Genomic DNA, 22,819 nt, shown 5'->3' on the forward strand with positions numbered 1-22,819 from the left:
ATTCTTAAACATGCCGCAGCAGCAGCGTTTCCTGCGCCACCTTTAAAACTACGTTCCAATTCTTTTCCGCAAAGCGCAGCGAAAGCCTGTCGGCCAAATCCTCCAGCACCGGCCATTCCGTAGCTTGGTGCCCCGCGTCGATAATATTCAGTCCGCTGAAAACAGCCTGCTGAGCCGTATGATATTTAACGTCGCCCGTTACCAGCGTATCGGCGCCCTTAGCCAAAGCCAACTCCGCCAAATCCGCTCCCGCGCCGCCGCAGACGGCCACCCGTTTAACGGTGCGCCCCGCGTCGCCCACGACTACGTAATCGGCCCGCAGCGCCGCTTTGACAAAGGCTGCGAACTCGCTCAGTCCGCAGGGCTCCACGCCGCCTATCCGCCCCAAGCCGGTATTAGTGTCCAGCACGTCGTCGTCGGCAATGTGCAGACGCTTAACCAACGAATCGTTGACGCCCTGCGCCACGCAGTCCAGATTGGTATGCGCGCTGTACACGGCAACGCCCTTTTCCGCCAGCTGCAAAAGCAGCTCCTGCTGCCAACCGGCGTCCGTAATGCGCCCCAGCTTATGGAAAATCGCCGGATGATGGGTCAGCAGCATATCGGCTTTATACTCGACAGCCTGCTTCACCGTTTCCTCCGTCATATCCAAAGCCAGCAGCAGCCTGCGCACCGGCCTGTCGCTGCGCCCCAGCATCAAGCCTATATTATCCCAATCATCGGCCAGCTGCGGCGGAGCTATTTCCTCCAGAAGCTTGACCATATCCTTGACCGTAACCTGTGTTTTCACCTTTGCAGCACCTCCAATGCGGCTAATAAAGCCTGCAGCTCCTGATATTTAGCGCTGGCGCGCGCTTTTTCGCTGCGCCCCATATTGTGTAAAAGCAAGCGGCAGCCATTAATCTGCCTTGCTAATTGCTGTGCCAGCAGGCGGTGCCCCTTGCGCAGCAGCACCGGCCCCACCGCGTACTCTGCGGCGGAATAAGCCTTGTCCTGCCCCGGCTTAGCGCAGATAATTTCGTAAAAATGCGGCGGATCGTCCACCAGCTCCTCGTCCGTCAGCTGCCAGCCGTTGGTCGTCAGCCATTGGCGCAGCCCGGCGGCCCCCGCCATGGGCTGCAGCACCAGCAGCTTGGCAGAACGGGCAATTTCCGGCGCGGCAGCCAAAATACTGCTGATCGTACTGCCGCCCATACCGGCTATCACAATACAGTCCGCCTCGCCCGGCTGCAAAACCTCCAGCCCGCTGCCCTGGCGCACCTCCACCCTGTCCTGCAAGCCGTGCATGGCTATGGTAGTACGTGCTGCCTCGCACGGACCTGCCGCAATGTCGCCGGCCACCGCCCGGCTGATGCGCCCCTGCTGCAGCAGCCATACCGGCAGGTAAGCGTGGTCCGTGCCGATGTCAGCCAGCACACTGCCCGCAGGCACCAGGCGGCCTATTGTTTCCAAGCGTTCACCTATCTTCATGATATTCTCCTAATCCATCAATTATCAGCGCCGTCCTTTTTATCAAACTGCGCCATATATAATCTGTAATATTCGCCCTTAGCCGCCATCAGCGATTCATGGGAGCCCTGCTCCACCACGCCGCTGCGGGACAGCACAATAATCCTATCCACATGGCGGATCGTCGCCAGACGGTGAGCGACTACCAGCGTCGTTCTGTTATGGGACAGCTCGTTTAACGCGCCCTGAATATTCTTCTCCGTTTCGTTATCCAGCGACGAAGTCGCCTCGTCCAGAATCAAAATCGGCGGATTCTTCAAAAAGACGCGGGCAATAGCGATACGCTGCTTCTGACCGCCGCTCAGCTTGACGCCCCGCTCGCCCAAAGGCGTAGCATAGCCCTGGGGCAGCTGTTCGATAAAGCGGTCGGCCTCCGCCAGCTTCGCCGCCCGTTCGATTGCCGCCGCACCGGCCTCCGGCCTGCCATAAGCAATATTGCTGGTAACAGAATCGGAAAAGAGAAAAATATCCTGCTGCACAATGCCGATATTACGGCGCAGGGACGCCAGCGTCATACTTCTGATATCGCGTCCATCGATTAAAATGCGGCCCTGCTGCAGCTCGTAAAAACGCGGCAGCAAATTGCACAGGGTACTCTTGCCCACGCCAGTGCTGCCCACAAAGGCCACGGATTCGCCCGCTTTAATATGCAGCGAAAAATCGCGCACCACAGGCTCCTTGCCATCGTAAGCGAAGGTCACGTTTTCAAAGGTAATATCGCCCTTTAAACAGCCTGCGTCCACAGCGTTTTCCGCGTCGGCAATCTCTGGCTTGATTTGCAGCAACTGTTCAAAACGCTGATAGCTGGCGATACCCTTCTGATAGTTTTCCGCCAAAGCGTTCAAACGCAAAACAGGCCGCACAAAAATAGAAACATACAGCAAAAAAGCGATCAAATCGCTGATTTGCATACGCCCCAGTGTTATCAGCACGCCGCCGGCCACGACAATCACCAGATTAGTAATATTGGAAAAGAAAACCATGCTGGTGTTGGAATGACCTAAAAGATAAAAGGATTTCTTGCGCGCCGCCAGCAGCTTAGCAGCCACAGCGTCCAGCTTGCCGCATTCCAATTCTTCATTATGAAAGGACTGCACCAAACGCACAGCGCTCAGGCTTTCCGTCGTCTGCGCCGTCATGTTGCCCACCTGCGAGCGGGCCTCTCGCCCTGCCCGCTTCAGCTTGCGGTTGATAGTAACGGAATCGTAAGCCTTGGCCAGCAGCAAAAAATTAACCAGCAACGCCAGCTGCCAATTGATATAAAATAATATACCCACGGTACCCAGCATAAAAATTGTGCATACCAGCAGGTAATTAGGCCCTAGAAAAATCAGCTCGCGTATTTCGCCCACATCGCCCACAATGCGCGACACCAGCTGGCCCACGCGCTGATTATCAAAAAAGCGGAAGCTCATGGACTGCACATGGCGGAACAGCTCCCGCCGCATATCCTGCTCGATGCGCGCGCCAATCATGCGCCCATGGCACATCACCTGATAATTTATATAGCAGTTCAGCAGGTACAGCAATAGAAGCACTGCTGCGGCTCGCAGCAGCAAAGGAATATCGCCCAAGGGCAGCACTTCGTCCATAAGGTAACGCAAGTACATCGGGAAGAACAGCTCGGCCAAGGCCGAAAGCACCGCTCCCGTCAGCGTCAGGGCTAATATTTTTTTGTAAGGAAAATAGTAGCGTAAAAAGCGTTTTATCATGCTTACCTCGTATAGATAAATTATCATTATATTATATCATACACGCAGCAAATTGGGTATGAAAAAATCCCTTCGATGGCAAGAGCCGAAAATAGAAGGATATGTGCAAAAGTAGTCACAAATTTTTTGTTGACAAAATGAGCGACAGCCTTTATAATTAGTAATATAATTTTGGGGGTATAGCTCAGCTGGGAGAGCGCTTGAATGGCATTCAAGAGGTCAGCGGTTCGATCCCGCTTATCTCCACCACCGCTTATTCGCAGTCCGTACTCACGGGCTGCTTTTTTCATGTGCTTAACCATCCAAACTACAGCGGTTCGATCCCGCTTATCTACACCACCGCTTATTCGCAGTCCGCACTTGCGGGCTGCTTTTTTCATGCGCTTAACCATCCAAACTACAGCGGTTCGATCCCGCTTATCTCCACCACCGCTTATTCGCAGTCCGCACTCGCGGGCTGCTTTTTTCATGCGCCGAAACACACAAACTACAACGCAATCGATTCGTAAACGTAAAAAACGCCCGCCCCAAAGGGCGGACGCCTGCGACAATCAGCCATTGCTCGCGCTTTGGCTTTTTCTTTCTAAAATTTTTAACGCCAACGTATAAGCGTTCTGCAAGGTTTTATTGCCGCCCACGGCCTGCGGCTCCAGCCTGCTGCCCAAGTCGGCGCAGACCCGCCCCTCGTCGTCCAGCAAATAGCTTGCGCCGATGCAGTATTCGCTACCGTAAGTATTAAACATATATAGGTACAGCATTGAAGCCGCCTTAGCGGTCTGCTCTCCCTGCCGCAAAATTTTGAGGAACTGTTCGTCAGTATAACGTTCCTCCGCCATGAGCACCAAATAATATTTCCCATCCTTCTTCACCGTGTCGACGCTATCAGGTTCGATATATAGCACGCCGCAATCCGTCCGCCCGGCTTCGATGGGCTGGCGCGCCCAGACGGGCAGCGGCAGTACGCACATAGCGACCGCGGCGACCGCCGCCAATAAATTTTTCAGTTTCATAAGCGCGTCTTATTTCTTTTCTTCCTGCTGATGGATAGGCGTCAAGGCGAAATCCGTCAGCTTGTTCTTCTTATCGAAGGCCATAACGATAGAAACCAGCTTTTCTTTGCTGAAGGAAGCAATATAGGTAACCTGGTCCATATTGTCGAAGCGCTGGAAAGAATAAAATTTACTTTCCTGCAAAGTGCCGAAACGTTCGTCGACCTGCTGTTGCAGTTGCGCGTAAACGTCCGCGTTCACCTTGCTCTTCAATTCGTCGCCGAAGCCGCGGGTCACGTCGGTATAAGCGGAAGCGCTCGCGCCGAAAGCGTTGATAAAGACTTGCGCCGCGGCCTGCTGCTTATTCAAATCGCCGCCGTCGGCAGCCGATGCCCAACCGCTGAACGCCATGGTGAAGATTGCCGTCAGTATCAAAAGATATTTTTTCATGTTCGTTTCCTTTCTCGTATATCGTAAATAGGCAAGTAAAGGCGGGACGCTCCCGCCTTTACTGTTTTTAATGTGCCGCAGCGGCTAAAAATTTATTTTTCCTTTTGCGCTGCCAGCTTTAATTCTTCGGCTTTATTCACTTTAGCCTGGTCGACGGGTTGTTTCTTACGCCCGAATTTCCAGGTAGCGCCGATGCCGCCCATCACCTCGTCGCCGCTGGTGGATACGGACAGGCTCAGCATAAAGTCGCGGTTAGGATAATGGAAGAGGCCCAAAGCCACGCCGGTATCGCTTCTATACTGGCCGATGCCAATAGCGAATTCCGTCGGCGCTGTCGGGTCGTAGCCCATGGTGCGCAGGTTAGCGATAGCCGCGGCCATAGCGCCCACTTTATCGATGCGATCGTCCAGCTTATCGACGCGACGGTTCAAATCGGCTACCTCGCCCTCCAGATTCGTTACCCTGTTTTCGGTAGTAGCCAGGCTTACTTCGCTTTCCGTACCTTGGTTAATCACTACGTCCTGACCGGTAATAACGGCGGAATATTCGGTTCCGTCCTCGCCCGTGGTAGTTATTACATGACCGGTTGCGCTTTGCTCGAAGGTGCTGCTGTTCGTACCGTCGCTTATCTTCGTTACCGATCCGGTAGCAGTCTGGCTGCTGCTGTAAGTATTCGTGCCGTCGCTGATGCTGTTCGAAGTTTCCGTTGCGCTTTGCGTCAGCGTGTTGGTATTAGTGCCGTCGCTTACGCTGCTAGTCGTATTCGTAGCAGTCTGCGTCAGCGTATTAGTATTCGTGCCGTCGCTTATACCGCTTATGGTGCTGTCGACAGTTTGCGTAAAGCTGTTTTCCTTATCGCCCTCGATTACGGAACCGGTAATGCTAGTTGCCGTTTGCTCGCGCAGGCTGGAGCTGCTACCGTCGGTCATGGAAACAGAATTTTCCTTTGCACTGTTAGTAACATTGCTGGTATAAGTAACATCATTTTCAGTACTTTGAGCGTTGCTTACATAACCGTCGGCGTTCGCAGTAAATTCAAAGCTGCTTGATACTACGCCGTCAACATTTTTCTCAAAGTGCCCCTGCTGCGCGTCGGCGTCGCTGACAACTCCGCTGCCGTCTATCACGCTGCTGCCGCTGCCGGAAGCTCCCGGAACCATATTGCCGATTTCGCTTCTGTCGGCGTTGATAACGCCGCCGTTGATATTGGTAGTGCCATTAACTTCGCCGTTAGTGAAGGTTGTACCGTTACTGTCGACCGTCAGCATACTGTCGCCACTGGCAATAGTAGTGCTACCGGTATCGCCGTCATAGCTGATGCCCTGCGTCCTGTAATCCAGCTCTTCTACCTTATCCACCAATGTTTGCAGGGTTAAGCTGCCAGTAGAATCGACAAGAGAAATGCGCCCTACGCCGTCGTTATGATTGCTGGTGTTATGCGTAAAGCTGATTAATGAATCGTCTGCTCCCAAATTCAAAGCGCCGCTGAAATCATATCCCGCTTCAGTCAATGTTAATTTAGCGCTGTTGGTGTAGCCCAAGCTAAATCCGTTTGCCGCGTCCATATCCAGCTCATAGCTGCCGTAATGCGTACTGAACTTTTCCGTAGTCGCTTCAAAAGTAGTAACACCTTTGCTGTCAACCAGTTTAACGGAACCGTCCGCGCCGATATTCAAATTGCCGACGTCATTACCATCCTCATCAGTAATCTTATCGCCTAAAACTATTTTGTCTACGTTCAGCGTATCGGTAGTAATGCTGTCGCCGGTAATAGTAGTCGTACCGGTAGTAATCTTGCCGCCGTTAATTGTAGTAAAGCCGTTAGCATCACTTATCTTAACGCCGTCTTGGGAAATGGCGGTGTTGCCTTCGATAGTAGTCACGTAACCGCTTTCTTCGTCGCCGGTGCGAACAATACCCGCAGTATTCGTCTCTATAGCAGTGAGATTGATACCGCCGACCAGAATATTTGCATCGTCATCTTTTGCAAGCGTTACATCGTTGTAAGTAGCGGCATTAACATAACCTACAGCTTCAATGCCTGCGGAAGAAATTGTCATTTCGCCATTTTCAGATGCGCTGTTGACAGTCAGCACGCCGTTTTCTATGCGCACGTTTTCTCCGGTCAAAGCGCCGAAGCGGGCAGTACCGTCGTTGTTAATTAAAACGGTGTTGACGCTGCTGTCACCGTCTGGTTTATTCAAGCGGAACGCTTCGCTGCTCAAAGAAGCTTTGCCGTTTTCATTTTCCGTAATGAAAGTGCCTGCAATGCTGGCGTTGCCCTCCGCTTTAATGTTACCTGCCAAGGTCATATTGCCCTCGCGGCTGATGGTAGCTACCTTCGTCTGCTCCTCGTCAGTTCCCAAAACGTAGAAGCCGCTCTTATTGTTAACGCCTACCGCGCCTTCGATTTCCGTGGTGCTGAACTCGCCGGAAGTACGGCGCACAAGGCCGGCGGTTTTTTGCTGCAATTCGTTGATATCCGTACCGGCTTGCGTTACGTCGCTTTGCATTTGCGTAATATCCACGCCGCCAATTTCCACATTATCGCTGGTACTATTCTTTTGAATGGTCACGTCGTTCACGCTATCTGCGGTAATCGCCTTCGCGGTAACGTTGCCGTCCTGCAAAGTCACGCCTGCGATTTGCAAGCCTGCGGCGCTGCCATCCGTTTCTGTAGCCGCTACTGCCGCCACAGCCGCGCCGTTGATGCTGGTTACGTTAGCCAAAGTACCTTCGCCCGTCACCATGCCGTTGATATAGCCCAGCTGCTCGTCAGTCAAAGCGTTAGCGCCTAAATTCAGTTCGCCGTTTTCCAACGAAGTGGTAATAGTAGAACCGTTTTTAATGTAAACGCCCTCGTCCTTAACTACAGTATTAGCGCCGCTAGTATCGCCGAAAGTTCCCCTGTAGACGCTCATACTGATATTGCCTTCGCTATCGCTCCAAGCAAAATTCTTATCGCCAATCTGATATACGTCAGATTTTACTCTTACCTTGCCGTTCGTATCAGTCCAAGCCAAATTTTCGCCGTTAATTTTGTATACGTCGGCATTTACTCTTACTTTATCGCTTACCTGGATAACATTTTCGCCGCCAACGGCTAAAGTATCAGAAGTAAGTTTAGAAATGATTTTATTTCCGTCTTTAACATAATATCCGTCGGCTTTAGTTTTAGTGCTAACGGTAGAATCTTCGGCGCTGATTACCATGCCGTCGCCGGAAATCGCCGTATTACCTTCGATAGTAGTGGTGTAGCCGCTTGTATCATCGCCGGTGCGAACAATGCCTGCGGTATTGGTATTCAAGGTTTCCACACCGCTAAGCAAATCGGTAACATTGCTGTTCATCGTCGTAATATCCACGCCGCCGACAGAAACTTTTTCTTCGTCGCCCTCTCCGGTTGCGCTAATCTCTACGCCGTTGTAGCTGGCTGCGGTAATACTGCCTGTTACATCCAGCTTACCTTTAGTTGCAATATCGCCGGTCGCAGTATCGACAGTGAAAGTTTCGCTACCTGTTTCGCCGAGTTTAAAGCCGTCGCTTTCAAGATAAACGTTATCGACGTCCAAACCGCTAACGATTAATTCGCCGTCTTCGTTAGTTGCAAGCGTAGTACCGCCAATCGTCAAGCCTTCTTCGTCCCATTTATTATCTTCGTCCAGCGTTAAGGAATTAGTGGTTATGCTGCCGCCCGCAATCGTCGTCTCATCGTTAGTGGCGCTCTTGAAGGACGCCGTGCCGCCGGTAATAGAAGTAACGTTATTCCTTGCGCTGGTGAAGGTAGCGCTGCCGCCGTCGATAACGCTCTGATTAGCCGTACTGCCGCCGAAGGTGGCCTTCTGTCCGTCTATTATGGAATAATTACGCGTATTATCAGAAGTATCTCCGGTGAACTTCGTGCCCGAAGCGTTCGTAGCCACTATATGCTTAACGCCGTTGCTGTCGGTAAAGGTGTCGGTAATGCCGTTCTTATCAAGACTGGTCTTGATAGTAGCGTTGCTCTCGCCCAACTTTACTTCATCGGTAATCGCCGTAGCCGTGCTCTTGCTAGTCGCGGTAGCCGTTCCGTTAGTAATGGTGTCGGTAATAGCGCTGGAAGAAGTAGAGCTTGTTGCCGTGCCGCTACCCTCTTTTGCGGCAGTTATCGTAGTAGCAGTAGCGCTGCTGCTCAAGTTTTTGCTGGTTACGTTAAGTAATGCGTTCTGATTATCGCTATCCTTAGCTGTAATAGTAATAGCGCCGGTAGAATTGTTAATGCCTACGGAAGATTTGCCGGATTTCAGCGTAGCGCTGGTCTGGTTCAAGCTTAATTGCGATTTGACTGTTTTACCGTCGGTATCGTAAACAGTATTAGTAATGGCAGTTTTACCAATGCTGCTCACTGCAGCATTAACAAATTTACTATTATCTGAATCCCATTGCTGTACGCTGTTGCTGATAGAAGCAGAACTTACGGAAGAACTTGCCTTAGAGCTTTCGTCAGTCGTCGCGGTAATCGTCGAACCGCCATTAGCAGTCAGTTTGCCAGAGGCTGTTACTGCACCTGCAGTAGTAGCATTAAATACCGTTGCCCCCTCGCTATCTTTTATCGTAATAGCGCCGTTATTGGACGTAAAGCCTTTTGCTGTTACAGCGCCGGTAGCAGCGACATTAAAATTCGTGCCTGCAATCGTAATTACGCCCTGGTCGTTGACAGTAAAACCTTTTTGTCCGGATTTTAAGCTGGCGCTGGTCTGGTTCAAAGTAATTGTGGAATTGGCATTTTCCCCCACTACCGTACCGGTAATAGAAGTCCTGTTCAAAGCCAGCTTCGAAGCCATGGTTCCCTCAGCGTCATATACGGTATCAGTAATCGTAGTGCCGTTAATAACGTTGCTCGTACCGTTAACAAAGGCATCAGTACTATAGTTTTTCACCGTGTTGCTGATTTGGTTTGCGCTCACAGTAGAAGTAGCCTGATATTTTTCAGCAGTCGTCGCCGTGATTGCCGACCCGCCATTGGATGTCAGCTTGCTTTGCGAAGTAATAGTGTCAAGCGCAGTTAAATTATTTTTGCTCAACGTCACGCCGTTAATGGTGACGCTCGTCGCGGCTGTAATAGGTTCACCGTCAATAGTCAAACCTTCTTGCGCCGCCATAACCGGAGCAGCATAAAATGCCGCCATTGTCGTAGCCGCTAAAGCCGCGGCAAAAAATTTGGAACGCGTTTTCTTCATATTGGATATCACCTTTCCTTTGCAAATACAGCGACCGCCGCGCGAAATAATAATACAGTTGGAACTCTCCGGCTTACTGCCGGGCAAAATACGGCGCGCTGCGCTATCGCTATAAATATTTAAGAGTAAAAGCGGCAACGCCGCCTACTGCTATACTATAATAATAGCACACAATTCCCCCCCCGACAAGCCTTGAGTTCGTAAAAAGCCTAGTTTTTCGAGCTTGTCTCGTTTTTTGTGGCAGGAGGTGCGCCGACTAAAAAGGAAGACGGATTCGCTGACTAAAATAACGCAAAAAAGCGCCCGCCCCGAAGGGCGGACGCAACGACCGCAGGTAAATATATTATTTTAGCGGCGGTTTGTACCGCGCGCTTATTACAGCGCGTCTTTAAAAATACTGCCGCCGACAAACTCGCGCAGTATCGAATTATTGGGGATAGCAGTATCGTCGATCTGCTTTACGTAATACAGCATATTCAGCAGGCGGCGCGCCGTCAGGTAAGCCCTGCCAGCTTGGGGCTGCACCGCTTCCAGCAAGGGCACGGCGTATTTTTTCAATACGGCCAGCTCGTAAATCAGCGTCGTATTAAAAATCACGTCCGCGCTGCACTGGAACGGAAAAATATATTTTTCCTCGCCCTCGCGCACGTCCTTCCACAGGGCCAGGGTAGCCTCCGCATCGTGAGAACGGAACTGGCTGTCGCGCACGATGCGCCGCAGCAGGCGCACATCCGTCGTATGGATGCGGTTATAGGCGTCGAAGGACATGGGCGTCAACGCGCTGACATAGAGCTTCATTTTATTGGCCGCAGGAATGGAAGCCGTCAGTTTTTCGTTCAACCCGTGGATACCTTCCACCACCAGCACCGAATTATCCGTCATTTGCAGCTCGCTGCCGCGGTACTCGCGGCAGCCCGTGCGAAAATTATACTTAGGCAGCTTAATTTTTTCGCCCGCCAGCAGCTTCTGCAAATGCTCGTTGAACAGCTCTAAATCGATGGCCTCCAGACATTCGAAATCATAGCTGCCGTCGGCCTTGCGCGGCGTGTCCACCCTGTTCAGGTAATAGTCGTCCATGGATATCGGCATGGGCCGCAAACCGTTGACAGCCATCTGAATGCTGAGCCGCTGCGCCGTTGACGTTTTGCCGGACGAGGACGGACCCGCAATCAAAATAAGCTTCAGCTCATTTTTTCTGGCGGCAATCATATCGGCTATGCCCGCCAGCTTCTTTTCATGCAGCGCTTCGGCCACCTGGATAACCCTGTCGGCGTAACCCATACCAATATAATTGTTCAGCTTACCGATGGTATTGCATTGCAGCATAGCGGACCATTCTTCCGCCTCCTGATAAGCGGCGTTAAGCCGCGGCTGGTCCACAAAGGGCGGCAAATGCGTCCAGTCCCCCGTATCAGGGTAATTGATAATAACGCCGTCGTCGTAAGGCAAGAGTTCAAAGTTCGGCACATAACCGGCATGCGGGCACATCGCGCCGAAGAAGTAACCCGGCATATCCTGCAAATAATATACCGTCAGCGTAGCGTCGTCCGGCAATTCTTCGAGCAACGCGTCGCTGTCCGGCGTGCGCAAACGGCTCGTCTTCCCTATAGCGTCGCTTTTAGCAAAGCGTTTCAGCGTAATCGGCTCTTTAGCCGCCGCCATTTGCTTCATATAAGCTTCAATGGCTTTGATATTTTCCGGGGTAAGCTTGATGCTGCTTTTATCCAGGCAGTACAGCGCGCTGCCCAAGGTATTGCGAACCTCCAAATCCACGTCGGGATAAAGCTTGTAGCACGCCGCCAGCAGCATAAAGAGCAATGTGCGCGTATAAGTGCGCATGCCCTCCGCCGTGTTGACCTCGATAAAATCCACCGTGCCGTCCGTATACAGTGGCTTTTGCAAGTCCACCGCTTCGCCGTTGAACACGCCTTCTACGATGGGCGATTTAAACTTATCCTGCATGGATAAAGCCAAAGACAAAAGGCAGCTGCCCTCCTCCACCTGCCGCAGCTGCCCGTCAGGCAGCTTCCAAGCTAACATTTTACCGCTCCACGGCTTGCATAGCCGCATTTACCTTGGCAGCCATACCGGCAATCTTTTTCAAAGGCACTGCGCACACAGCGATACGCACGCCGGCAGCCAAAGGCACGGCAAAAATATTATCCTCATGCAGCTTTTCGCAGATAGCGTCCGGGTTCTTAGCAGGAATGGACAGGAAGAAGCCGGCTACATAGGGCAGCATGGGCAGGCCGCATTCCTTAGCTTCTTTAGTAAAGAGGTCGGCGCGGGCCTTAATCATCTGATAGTAGTAATCGCGTTCCTTGCACACAGCCTCCAACAGCTGCGGGTCGCTGTAAATAGCGGCCAGAGTACGCATAGCGGGGCGGTTGATATTGGACCAGGTAGCGCGGCTGGTATATTGGTTGATAGCGGCAAACTCTTCGATAACGTCCTTATCGGAAGAAATGCCAATCATCGCGCCGGTGCGCTGGCCGTACATGGTAAAGCCCTTGGACATACTGTAGCCGACGATAGCCAGAATATTGGCCGGCAGGTTGGACAGCTTCTTAAAGATTTTGCGCACTTCTTCTTTTTCACCGGCATAATCGATATAAGCGACGTCTAGGAAGAAGACGATGTTTTTGCCCGGTACGGCAGCCTCCTTGAGTACGTTCAGCACGCCGTCCATATCCTCCTCGGACAGGCTGTAGCCAGTCGGGTTGTGCGCGGGCGTATTCAGCAAGTACAGCAGGTTATCCTGCTGTGCCAGCAGCTCGTCAACCTTAGCTTTTAATGCAGGCAGATTGAATTTATTATTTTCGTCCAGCATTTTATAGGTGGTGAATTTGCGGCCCATATCGTCGCACAGTACCTTGTAAGCGCCCCAGTACCAATCGGAGCACAGAGCGGTTTCGCCCTCGTCCAGATAGTTCCAGATGGCATGGTGAATAGCGCCGGTGCCGCCTGCGGTAGCCACAGCGGCAATATAGCCGTCAGGACGGGATTTGCCGAAGGCCGCGGTCAGTACGCAGTCCAAATATTCCGGCAGGCCGCTGATGGGAGCGTAGGCAATCAGCTCGTTAGTACTCAGGCTGCGGTAAACCTTTTCTACCGTAGGCAGGCAGACGAGGTTTTCCTCCTCGTCCAGAATAGCGCCGATGGTAGCGTTGGTAACGGCGTCCTTGCCGTATTTGGCAGCGGCAGCCACAGCGGCGGCGTTAGCGCCAAAAATTTTATCCTGAGCGGATTTTCCCTTTGCATGCTTTGCAGCAATACTCATAGCCATGATTAAAACCCCTTTCATAATAGCCTTATATTAAAATATATAGTAAACTCTATTGGACAAATTACAGGTCGATTACCGTCGCGCCGCTGCCGCCAGCCTCCAAGGCCGCCGTTTCCAGCTTTTTCACAAAGCGGTTAGTGTTTAAATAAGCCGTCAGACCAGCGCGCAATGCGCCGGTACCCTTGCCGTGAATCAAGCGCAGCTGCCCGATACCGGCGATTAAAGCGTCGTCGATGGCCTTATCCACTACGGGAATTGCCTCGTCCAGCGTCATGCCGCGCAAGTCGATTTCCTGCCGTGCGCTGCCGGACTTCGCCACAAACATCTGATGCGCGTAATTGGCTGCGGCGTTTTTACTAAAGCCCTTGCGCTTCTTGGGCGCGGCGTCCGTGCTAACGGGCTGCGCTTTCGTCAGCAGGCATTTGGCGGCAGGCACGTTCATTTTCAAAATGCCCACCTGCACCGTTACCTCGCTGCCCTTAACATCGGTAATCACGCCGTTCTTGCCTAAGGAAATCACAAAGACATTCAACCCCTTCTTCGCCGTTTTAGCGCTTAAAGGCGCGCCCTCCGGCAGCGGAGCGTCCTCGCTCATTGTCTTGTTCAGCTTTTTGCGCGCTTCCTCCGCCGCCTGCTCCAGCCGCTTAGTGTCGAAGTCCGCCTTCATCGAACGCAGCTCCTTGAGCACCGCTTCGGATTCCCGGCGGCTGCGGCGGTAAATTTCGTCCGCCTGCTCCCGCGCTTTACGCAGCATTTCGTTCTTGCGCCGTTCAAATTCCGCCTTGGAATAAGCCAGCGCGTTGCGCAGCTGCTCGCTTTCGCGGCGCAGCTCCTCGATTTCCTTGCTACCGCTTTCGTAACGGCGGCGTTCGCTGTCCAGCTCCTGCAGCACGTTTTCCATATGCACATGCTCCTGATTCAGCAGCAAACCGGCACGCTCGATAATTCCTTCGCTCAAGCCCAAACGACGGCTGATATTGAAAGCGTTGCTACTACCCGGCACACCCATCAGCAGGCGGTACGTCGGCCGCAGCGATACGGGGTCAAACTCCACGCTGGCGTTTTCCATGCCCTCGTGGCCGTAAGCGAAGGTTTTCAGCTCGCTGTAATGTGTCGTCACCATAGTCAGCACCTTTTGCTCGTGCAAATACTCCAGCATGGACATAGCCAGCGCCGCGCCCTCGTTGGGGTCCGTACCGGCACAGATTTCGTCCACCAGCACCAGGTCGCCGCTACGCACCTCGTTTAAAATGCTGATAAGATTAGTCATATGAGCCGAAAAGGTACTCAAACTCTGCTCGATGCTCTGCTCGTCGCCAATGTCGGCATAAACGGCGCGGAACACCGGCAGCTTGGCGCTCAGGGCAGGTATGAACATACCGGTCTGCGCCATTAAGGCGAAAACGCCCACGGCCTTCAGCGCCACTGTTTTACCGCCCGTATTGGGGCCGGTAATCAAAAGCATAGTAAAGCGCTCGCCCAGCTCCACGTCCAGCGGCACTACCGTATCCTTGTTCAGCAAGGGATGACGTCCCTGCTGAATAGCAACGCCGCCGCCCAGCACCATCATGGGACGCACGGCGTGCTGCTCCTGCGCCAGCAAAGCCTTGGCGCAGATTACGTCCAGCTTAGTGAAAATTTCCAGCGTCGCCAGCAAGGCGTCAGCTTCCGCGCCTACGTTCTGCGTCAGCTGGCGCAGAATACGCTCCACCTCTTCCCGCTCTTCGGCAATATAACGCTTGATATCGTTATTCAGGTTGACAACGGCCAGCGGCTCGATAAACAGCGTCGCGCCCGTGCCCGACTGGTCGTGAACGATGCCGGGAAAGTTCATCTTGTATTCCTGCTTAATGGGAATAACATAGCGGTCGCCGCGCATCGTCACCAGATTATCCTGAAAATATTTCTGATTATTGGGGTCGTGCAGAATGCTGTCCAGCTTATCCTTGACTCTGTTTTTGGCGATCTGGATAGCCGTGCGTAGGCCGTTGAGCTTGGGCGAAGCGCTGTCCTTGATTTCGCCGTGCTCGTCAATAGCGCTCTCGATCTGCTTTTCCAGACGCCCGAACTGCTGCATCTCGCCGCTGTATTCGGCCAGGACCGGCGCAGTTTCGGCATTTGCGCTCAAAAAATCCTTCATAGCGCGCAAAGCCTGCGCCGTAGTCAGCACATGCAGCAGCTCCTCCGGCTCCAGCACGCTGCCCAGCTCCGCCCGCTTCACGTCCGCCGTAATATTATAGGCTCCGCCGAAAGGAAAGCGCTTCCCCTCGTCCAACAGCCGCAGAGTCTCCGCCGTTTCCTCCTGCAAGCGCTTAACTCTGCCGAAATCGCTTTCGATCTGCAGCGCCGTTACCGCCTGCTTGCCCAAAAAGGTGGCGGCCTTAGCGGCCAGCATATTTTTTACTTTATCAAATTCTAAGGTTTTTATCGCAAAGCGCGCCATCTACATCACACCTCTAAAATAATGCCCGCGCGTCGTACCCGGCAGATTTTCCGGCGCAGCCACCGCGCCGCCCAATACCTGACGGTACAATGCCACCAGCTCGCCCAAACGCGCTTCGTCATAATCGCGCCCGTCGATGCGCAGGCTGGCCACGCCAATTTCCGCCAGATGCTGCACGTTCGCCAGCAAAGACAGCTCGTGCGCGTTTAAAATGTGCATACGACAGAACTGATCCGTCGCCACAGGGAAGCGGGCCTCCTTGCGGTCGCCCAAGTACAGCCGCTCGCGGCAGTTAAACTGGCACTGCCCCTCGTGCAGCCTGCCTAAAAAGCTGCCGCCCACGCAATATTCGGAAACCATCATTTCCAGGCGTCCCTGAATCATACATTCCAACGGCAGCGGGCTGACGGCAGCCAGATGCTCCACCTGCGCCATAGTCAGCTCCGGGCTGAGTACGGCGGCCGCAGCGCCGTTTTCCTGCCAGAACTGCAAGGCCTGGCTGTTAAAAATATTCAGCGACATATCCGCGGCCAGCTTCAAGCCCGCATACTTCCGGGCCAGCGGCCACAAGCCGTTATTATTGATATACACAAGGTCGGGCTCCAGCTGCCGCCACAAATCGAATAATTTATCGAAATAGCCCAGCTGCGCCTCCTTAACGATACGCGGCGTAGCGAAAGCCAGCTGCCTGCCGGCCTTGCGGCACAGTTCCGCCGCCTTAACGTAATCCTCATTACTTGGCAGCTGATGATTAAAGCAGTCGCCGCCGAACAAAATCCGCTCCGCGCCTGCCTGCAAAGCGGCGTTGACCTTGCCCAGGCTGTCGCAATGCACCGTCAGCACGCTGCTTGTACCAGCCCGCTTATGCGCCTTAGGCTGCAAGGACTCGTCATATTTATGCACAGCCTGACGCGCAGGCGCAAAGGCAGCCAAACGCGCCGCATCCAAAGCCTCGCAGGCCATGCGCCGCGCTTCGTTCATTTCGCTCATGGGAACCATCACGCCCTCGTCATGCTCAAAGCGCAGGCTGTTCAAGAAGTATTCCGTCGTCCCCAGACGGTCTATCTGCTTGCGCACCACGTCGTCGTCCAAAGCGCGCTTGCGGGCGGTCTCCACAATAAAGTCCGTTTCGCCGTAACCGGTATTGCCCTCGTCGTCAGTCAGCGTTACCGTCATGGGCTGTCCTAATCTGGCCGTCGCCACGGCGTCCACCGGAATGCGGCGTTTAGCGTCCGGCCCGAAGAACTGCTGTGCGTAAGCCATCAAGCGGCTGTCCAGCGTGCGGAACACGCGGTCGTTCAGGCGCACGCCGTTAGGCACGTCGATAACTACCTGCTGCCCTGCCGCAGCCGCTTCCACGTTTTTGCCGTTCAAAAGCATACCGGTAACGGTCGTGCCTACGCGGCCGCCCACGCTGACCCAAAATTCCAAGCCGTCGCCCAGGTGCAGCTCCTTTTCCAGCTTCACGCTAGCCTTATTGCGCTGCTTGTCCAGCTTCGCCACCCGGCCGATAAGTACGCCGCGGTTATTGGGGCGGCGGTCGCTCATCATTTCCTTGCCCGGACGGTTGGTTAAATAAGCCGTCGTAAAATCGCGGTTAAAAATTTGCTCGATATTAGCCAAATCCTCCGGCGGCACCTGGTAATCGCCTGCCAGATAGCTGTCCATAGCGCGGCGGTAAGCATCCACAACCACCGCCACGTATTCGGGCCGCTTCATGCGCCCTTCAATTTTATAGCTGACCACGCCCGCTTCAATCATCTGCGGCAGAATCGCCAGCGTATTCATATCCTTGGGGCTCAGCAAATACTGGCCCGCGTCCTTGCCCGCCAGCATATCCTCGTCCTTGCCGTTCAGCAGCTTATAGGGCAGACGGCAGGGCTGGGCGCAGCGCCCTCTGTTGCCGCTGCGGCCGCCGATTAAGCTGCTCATCAGGCATTGGCCGGAATAGCACACGCACAACGCCCCGTGAATAAAGGTCTCTATTTCGCTGCCGCGGCTGCAGGCCGCCTGGATTTCCTTTAAGCTCAGCTCACGCGCCAGCACGCTGCGCTCCATACCTGCCGCTGCGGCAAAATCCACGCCGCTGCTGTTGGTCAGCGTCATTTGCGTGCTGGCGTGCAGCGGCAGCTGCGGCACAAGCCTGCGCGCCAGGCGGATAACGCCCATATCCTGCACAATGATGCCGTCCACGCCCACATTATTCAAAAACAGCAGATAAGCCGCCAGCTCCTCCAGCTCGCTGTCGTCCACCAGAGTGTTGACCGTAATATACAAACGAACCCGATGCATATGGGCAAAATATACCGCCCTAGCCATTTCCTCCTGGTCAAAATTGCTGGCGTAGGCGCGGGCGCCAAAGGCCTTGCCGCCCATATACACCGCGTCCGCCCCTGCGTTGACCGCAGCCTCCAGCGCTTCCCAGCTGCCGGCCGGAGCCAGCAGCTCCAGTTTTTTCTTCTTCATATTATTTCACCCTTCGCGAATGGCGGCCAGCAGCCTGTCATAGCGCTGCTGCAAAGCGTCCAGCTCCGCCGCTAAATCCAGCGCCGTCCACACGGCCAGCTTTTCCCGGTGCTGCACGTTTTTTTGCTCCGCCAGCTTCCGCATGCGCTCGTCCACCATCTGCGCCACGCGCAGCACCTGTTCCTGCGGCGCGGAAGTACGCAGCATATAGGTGTCGTTACAAATTTTTACAGAAACAGCCGCCTTTTCCATACTTACTCCTTATGCGCCCTGCACGACGACAGTGAACGAAAAGCTGTCCAACGAAAGCTTTTCCCAGGGGCGCTTGTATTCCATCTTAATATTATAGGTACCGGGCTTCTGTACGGCTAAAAATACTATCTCCGTCCCGGGTACGCCGACGCGCTCCTCCTCGGCGCGCGGAATGGTAAAGGAGCTGCCCACCTTCTGCACATTGGGCGAAGAACAGCTCATAGCCCAGCCGTAGCCTGTGGAAGGATTAGCGTCCAGCTTTAAAGCGATAAGCCCGCCCTTATCCATCACCAGCGTTTTCTTCGACGACGCCGCAGTCAGCCTTGCTACCTGCATAATGCGACCGGCCTCGCCGATGCGTATAGATGGCAGCACCTGGGAATAAGGCACCGTTAAAGCGTCGTAAGACGCATATTTGCCGCCGCTGCACAGCAAGCCGTTTTCAGAGAACAAAACGTCTTCGTACCCATGCAAAGCGTTCTTCACAGCATCGTTATTGACGAAAAAATCCGTTACGCCGAACTCTTCTCCCGTGGTCAAATCAAGGTTCAGCCCACGATAAGCGCTTACGCCGCCGTTCTTCGCAGTCAAAAGCACGCTAATTAGGCTGGGACGGTTCAGCGTTACCTCATAATCGATGCTGCCGCCGCCCACCTGACGCGACAGCTCCTGCGCCGCCGCTAAAATCAGGCCGTTGGCCTTTTTCTCCAAATCGACGCTGTTGCTGCCGTCAATATAGGGCAGTACAGCCTGCGCCTTACCTATGGAAACTTCCTGCCGCAGCACCGTCGTCTGCTGGTCGGCAAATACCGGCAGGCACAGCGCCAGACACAATAAAGTAGTCAAAAGAATCTTCATGCAGCCGCCTCCTTTGCTCAGGCACGCCGCTCACTGCTATCAGCAGCAGTGAGCCTTGATATATTCCACCGCCTTATGCAGGCGTTCCAGCGTTTTTTCTTTACCCAACAGCACCATAACGTCGAACATACCGGGAGAAACGGTGCGTCCGGTCAAGGCCAGACGGGTCGGGTGAATTACCTTGCCCAGCGCCAGATTATTATCGGCGGCAATTTTATTATAGGCCGCTTCGGTGCTGGCCAAATCGTATACCTCGTCAGCCTCCACAGCGGCGATGCACTGCTCCAGCAGGCCGACGCTTTCAGGCTTAAAATGCTTAGCCACGCCCTTGGCATCGTATTCCGTTACGTCTTTAAAGAAGTACGCGGAAGCGTCCGCTACCTCCTGCAAAGTCTTGACGCGCACGCGCACTACGTCCACCAATTTAGCGAAATAGTCCTCATGAGTAGCGAACCAGTCCTCGGTCACGAAGCCGTCCTTAATAAAGAAGGGCTTGGCTTCGGGCAGAATCTTCTCCAAGGGCAGCTCGGACAAATACTGTCCGTTCATCCAGGTAAGCTTCTTGGTATCATAAATAGCTGCCTTTTTGGACATCTGCTCCAATTCAAACAGCTTGACAGTTTCCTGCAAAGTAAACAGCTCGCGCTCGTCGCCGGGGCCCCAGCCCAAAAGGGTCAGATAGTTGACGATGGCTTCGGCCAGATAACCTTGGCTGCGGAATTCCTCTACGGAGGTTGCGCCGTGGCGCTTGCTCAGCTTGGAGCGGTCGGGAGCCAGAATCATCGGCATATGCCCGAACTTAGGCGGCTCCCAGCCCAAAGCCTCGTAAATCAACAGCTGCTTGGGCGTATTGGAAAGATGCTCCTCGGCGCGCAGCACGTGGGTCATGCCCATCAGATGGTCGTCCACAACTACGGCGAAATTATAAGTAGGCATGCCGTTGGATTTAACGATAACGAAATCGTCAAACTGGTCCATATTAAAGGTTACGTCGCCGTGAATCAAATCATGGACGGTAATAGCGCCCTCCACGGGGATTTTTACGCGCACGGAATAAGGCTCGCCCGCTGCGGCGCGAGCTTTGGCCTCCTCCACCGGCAAATCGCGGCAGGTACGGGCGTAACGGAAGGGCTGCTTAGCGGCGCGCTGCTTTTCACGCTGCGCCTCCAGGTCGGCAGAAGAACAGAAGCAGTAATAAGCCTTGCCCTGCTCCAAAAGCTGCTCGGCATATTTTTTGTAAATGGGCAAACGCTCGGATTGATAATAAGGGCCGCAGTCGCCGCCCACCTCCGGGCCTTCATCCCAGTTAATGCCCAACCATTTTAAACTGGTGAGAATCTGGCTGACAGAATCCTCCTTCAAGCGCTCCGTGTCGGTATCCTCAATGCGCAGAATGAGCTTGCCGCCCATTTTATGGGCAAACAGCCAGTTAAAAAGCGCAGTGCGGGCGCCGCCAATATGTAAATACCCAGTGGGACTGGGAGCAAATCTTACTCTAACTTCGGACATTATATCGTCTCCTTTAAATAATGTAAAAATAAAAATTGTATATCAGAGTAATTATACCGCGAAGCGTTCAAAAGTGCAAATTTATTGCTGAAACAATAAAAAGAAGGCAGTACCTTCCCTAAAGAAGATACTGCCTGATGCCAAAATTTCGCTGCTTACCAGCAATGAAGCTGCTTGGCAGAAGCGCTTAATCAGAAGCTCCAGCGCACGCCTGCGTTCCATTGCCACGGCGTAGCTACGTCGCCGCCGTAAGTTTTCTCTACGTCCACATACAGGTGGCTTGCTGCGCTCAGGTTTATGTTAGCGCCTACGCCGACTTCCCACCAGCCGCCGCCGAGATCCTGCTCCATCGTTCTGCTGACGCCGCCTTTGCTGAAACGCATATCCGTTTCGCCGTCAAAATCGTACAGGTACGATGCGCGCAGGTATACGTTGCCCTTATCTTTCGCCAAATCCTTGCCCAGCGCAAAGCCCAAACGGCCTACCAAACTGTCCATACCGTCCTGGCGCACCTTTACTCCGTTCGACGTCAGATAATCGGCGCTGCCTACTTTACCGTAGGTCAGTTCTACCTGCGGCTCAATCCACAGCCCGTTGTCCTTCGTAAAGCGTTTGCCGTATTCAGCGCTCAAGCTGTAGCCGTTCGTCTCGTAATCGCCCTTGCCTGCGCCGCCGATAGTGTCAAATTCATGCTCCAAGCGGGAATACTTGGCGATTAAATCGATAAAGCTGCCGTCGTCGTTCAAATAACTGCCGTACAGCGCCAAGCCCTTATGCGTATTTTCGCCGTTGCCCTGGGCAAAGCTGCTCTCGCCGTCCGTATAGGTCAGCGCCGCGCCTACCGTCCAGTTCTTATTCACGCTCAATTTTTCGTCGTAACCGATTTGGTAGCTGTTGTATTGGTTCTTAATGCTCTTGTACTTGCCTTCGCCGCGGGTCATGCGTACCCACACGCCGTGCTCGCCCGCGCTGTCGCGCAGCTCGCCCAGGCGCTTGTTCATATCGTTGTTTTCCTGCCGCCAAGTCATCAGCGCGATAGCGCCCATATTGCTGATGCCCGCGTTGGAGGTGTTGGCGGCTTCTTTAACGGAGCCTGCTACTACCTGCCCATCTTCAACCTGCAAGGACATAGCGCCAGCTACGTCGCTTTCAGCAGAAGTAAATTGGTAATCCGTACTCTCGCTATCTGCGCTAAAGGCAACTATCTTAGCCGTTTCATCAACGCTTGCCTCGCCGTTAGCCAGTTGGTCTGTGATATCTGAGCCCGCATTTACGCGCAATTTAGTATCGGCAGACTTAGTAGCAATTTCCACCTGGGCTTCCGCTAAAGTTTCTACGTTTACATCTGCGCCCGTGCCAAGCATCTCGCCTATTCTTGCTTTAGCGCCATCTTTAACATTGATAACGCCTTCGTTAGCCGTTAATTGATTGATAGCAATGCTCGTTACGCCCGAATCGCCTGTGTTATAATCATTTACTACAGTCGGATTCCATTGCGCGCCCTCGGCAAGGATTAAATTCAATCCCGTAACCTGCGCTTTTTCTTCCGGAGTTATCTCGCCAGTTCCCCAACTAACTTTAGCGTTACCATTCCAATATGAATCAGCGCCAGTTAAATTTACTAGAACGTCAGCATCGACTTTAGTGCCAGAAGTTTTCTTATCATAGTTGAAATCAATATTGCCATCTAATTTTGTAGTATGCGTACCGTCTTCGTTGATTTTTACAATAGCGTCTCCGCGAGCTACTATAGCATCGTCTGCATTAACTATAAGATTACTATTTACAGTTAAAATGCCTTGAGAAAATGCAACCAACCCAGAAGCCCACCCATCAACTCCAGATGTAACATTAATAGTTGTACTGTCAGCATTTACTATCACAGTAGATGGGATAGCACTGGTATGCGTCGTAGAATTTTGTGCTAAGATGCCATAAGCAGTTCCTTGTTCAGAATGAACTGTAATCTTAAGATCTTTTGCATCAATTATAATTTGGCCACCATTATTCACTTGCTCTTTAGTATAATTATTCAAAGCCCATATACCAATAGCACCTAGTCCTTCTACATTTCCTTCCTTATCTTTTCCTGTACCATTAACATATGTATTTACATTTATTAAATT

Annotated in this window: 14 protein-coding genes and 1 tRNA gene; 1 reads left to right on the forward strand and 14 read right to left on the reverse strand. The window is 53.1% G+C overall.

Annotation, left to right across the window (positions count from 1 at the left end; translation table 11 throughout):
* Positions 1-4: 4 nt before the first annotated feature.
* The 3 genes from Q4E64_RS04905 to Q4E64_RS04915 are packed head-to-tail and all read right to left on the reverse strand — an operon-like array spanning position 5 to position 3,221.
* Positions 5-790, reverse strand: coding sequence for a Nif3-like dinuclear metal center hexameric protein (locus tag Q4E64_RS04905; protein WP_303166612.1), 786 nt, complete (start codon positions 788-790; stop codon positions 5-7).
* Positions 787-1,470 (reverse strand): class I SAM-dependent methyltransferase, encoded by a 684-nt coding sequence (locus tag Q4E64_RS04910; RefSeq protein ID WP_303166614.1) that lies wholly within the window; start codon positions 1,468-1,470, stop codon positions 787-789. The genes Q4E64_RS04905 and Q4E64_RS04910 overlap by 4 nt, the downstream gene beginning before the upstream one ends.
* 17 nt (positions 1,471-1,487) lie before the next feature.
* Positions 1,488-3,221 (reverse strand): ABC transporter ATP-binding protein, encoded by a 1,734-nt coding sequence (locus Q4E64_RS04915; protein ID WP_303166616.1) that lies wholly within the window; start codon positions 3,219-3,221, stop codon positions 1,488-1,490.
* A gap of 173 nt (positions 3,222-3,394) precedes the next feature.
* Between Q4E64_RS04915 and Q4E64_RS04920 the strand changes: the two genes are divergently transcribed.
* Positions 3,395-3,470, forward strand: a tRNA-Ala gene (locus tag Q4E64_RS04920).
* Positions 3,471-3,772: 302 nt separating this feature from the next.
* Here the strand turns inward: Q4E64_RS04920 and Q4E64_RS04925 are convergent.
* The 11 genes from Q4E64_RS04925 to Q4E64_RS04975 all read right to left on the reverse strand — a co-directional run bounded on the left by Q4E64_RS04925 (position 3,773) and on the right by Q4E64_RS04975 (position 22,510).
* A complete protein-coding gene (locus tag Q4E64_RS04925) occupies positions 3,773-4,231 on the reverse strand; it encodes a hypothetical protein (RefSeq protein WP_303166618.1) in 459 nt (152 codons plus the stop codon).
* A 9-nt stretch (positions 4,232-4,240) separates the two neighbouring features.
* Positions 4,241-4,660, reverse strand: coding sequence for a DUF3887 domain-containing protein (locus Q4E64_RS04930; protein ID WP_303166620.1), 420 nt, complete (start codon positions 4,658-4,660; stop codon positions 4,241-4,243).
* A gap of 92 nt (positions 4,661-4,752) precedes the next feature.
* On the reverse strand, positions 4,753-9,879 hold the full coding sequence (locus tag Q4E64_RS04935; RefSeq protein WP_303166621.1) for a YadA C-terminal domain-containing protein: 5,127 nt from the start codon (positions 9,877-9,879) through the stop codon (positions 4,753-4,755).
* 375 nt (positions 9,880-10,254) lie between these two features.
* Positions 10,255-11,919 carry a nucleoside kinase gene (locus Q4E64_RS04940; protein WP_303166622.1) on the reverse strand — a complete coding sequence of 555 codons (1,665 nt, stop codon included), beginning with the start codon at positions 11,917-11,919 and terminating at the stop codon, positions 10,255-10,257.
* Between the two features lies 1 nt (position 11,920).
* Positions 11,921-13,165: a pyridoxal phosphate-dependent aminotransferase gene (locus tag Q4E64_RS04945; RefSeq protein WP_303166623.1), complete on the reverse strand. Its 1,245-nt coding sequence runs from the start codon at positions 13,163-13,165 to the stop codon at positions 11,921-11,923.
* 61 nt (positions 13,166-13,226) lie between these two features.
* Complete coding sequence (locus tag Q4E64_RS04950; protein ID WP_303166625.1) at positions 13,227-15,608, reverse strand: endonuclease MutS2; 2,382 nt, start codon at positions 15,606-15,608, stop codon at positions 13,227-13,229.
* Entirely contained in the window at positions 15,609-18,074 is a 2,466-nt protein-coding gene (locus tag Q4E64_RS04955) for a U32 family peptidase (protein WP_303166626.1), read from the reverse strand.
* Between the two features lie 6 nt (positions 18,075-18,080).
* Entirely contained in the window at positions 18,081-18,326 is a 246-nt protein-coding gene (locus tag Q4E64_RS04960; protein WP_303166627.1) for a cell division protein ZapA, read from the reverse strand.
* A 9-nt stretch (positions 18,327-18,335) separates the two neighbouring features.
* Positions 18,336-19,184: a protease inhibitor I42 family protein gene (locus tag Q4E64_RS04965; RefSeq protein ID WP_303166628.1), complete on the reverse strand. Its 849-nt coding sequence runs from the start codon at positions 19,182-19,184 to the stop codon at positions 18,336-18,338.
* 39 nt (positions 19,185-19,223) lie between these two features.
* Positions 19,224-20,693: a glutamate--tRNA ligase gene (gene gltX, locus Q4E64_RS04970; protein ID WP_303166630.1), complete on the reverse strand. Its 1,470-nt coding sequence runs from the start codon at positions 20,691-20,693 to the stop codon at positions 19,224-19,226.
* A 191-nt stretch (positions 20,694-20,884) separates the two neighbouring features.
* Positions 20,885-22,510: an autotransporter outer membrane beta-barrel domain-containing protein gene (locus Q4E64_RS04975; RefSeq protein WP_303166631.1), complete on the reverse strand. Its 1,626-nt coding sequence runs from the start codon at positions 22,508-22,510 to the stop codon at positions 20,885-20,887.
* Positions 22,511-22,819 lie beyond the last annotated feature (309 nt).

Source organism: Phascolarctobacterium sp. (assembly GCF_030531065.1).
Lineage (GTDB): Bacteria > Bacillota > Negativicutes > Acidaminococcales > Acidaminococcaceae > Phascolarctobacterium_A.

What these genes read in the sequence shown, in the direction of transcription:
- Q4E64_RS04910 (WP_303166614.1), bottom strand. Translation starts at nt 1,470, where the DNA reads ATGAAGATAGGTGAACGCTTGGAAACAATAGGCCGCCTGGTGCCTGCG.
- Q4E64_RS04915 (WP_303166616.1), bottom strand. Translation starts at nt 3,221, where the DNA reads ATGATAAAACGCTTTTTACGCTACTATTTTCCTTACAAAAAAATATTA.
- Q4E64_RS04925 (WP_303166618.1), bottom strand. Translation starts at nt 4,231, where the DNA reads ATGAAACTGAAAAATTTATTGGCGGCGGTCGCCGCGGTCGCTATGTGC.
- Q4E64_RS04930 (WP_303166620.1), bottom strand. Translation starts at nt 4,660, where the DNA reads ATGAAAAAATATCTTTTGATACTGACGGCAATCTTCACCATGGCGTTC.
- Q4E64_RS04935 (WP_303166621.1), bottom strand. Translation starts at nt 9,879, where the DNA reads ATGAAGAAAACGCGTTCCAAATTTTTTGCCGCGGCTTTAGCGGCTACG.
- Q4E64_RS04940 (WP_303166622.1), bottom strand. Translation starts at nt 11,919, where the DNA reads ATGTTAGCTTGGAAGCTGCCTGACGGGCAGCTGCGGCAGGTGGAGGAG.
- Q4E64_RS04945 (WP_303166623.1), bottom strand. Translation starts at nt 13,165, where the DNA reads ATGGCTATGAGTATTGCTGCAAAGCATGCAAAGGGAAAATCCGCTCAG.
- Q4E64_RS04950 (WP_303166625.1), bottom strand. Translation starts at nt 15,608, where the DNA reads ATGGCGCGCTTTGCGATAAAAACCTTAGAATTTGATAAAGTAAAAAAT.
- Q4E64_RS04955 (WP_303166626.1), bottom strand. Translation starts at nt 18,074, where the DNA reads ATGAAGAAGAAAAAACTGGAGCTGCTGGCTCCGGCCGGCAGCTGGGAA.
- Q4E64_RS04960 (WP_303166627.1), bottom strand. Translation starts at nt 18,326, where the DNA reads ATGGAAAAGGCGGCTGTTTCTGTAAAAATTTGTAACGACACCTATATG.
- Q4E64_RS04965 (WP_303166628.1), bottom strand. Translation starts at nt 19,184, where the DNA reads ATGAAGATTCTTTTGACTACTTTATTGTGTCTGGCGCTGTGCCTGCCG.
- gltX (WP_303166630.1), bottom strand. Translation starts at nt 20,693, where the DNA reads ATGTCCGAAGTTAGAGTAAGATTTGCTCCCAGTCCCACTGGGTATTTA.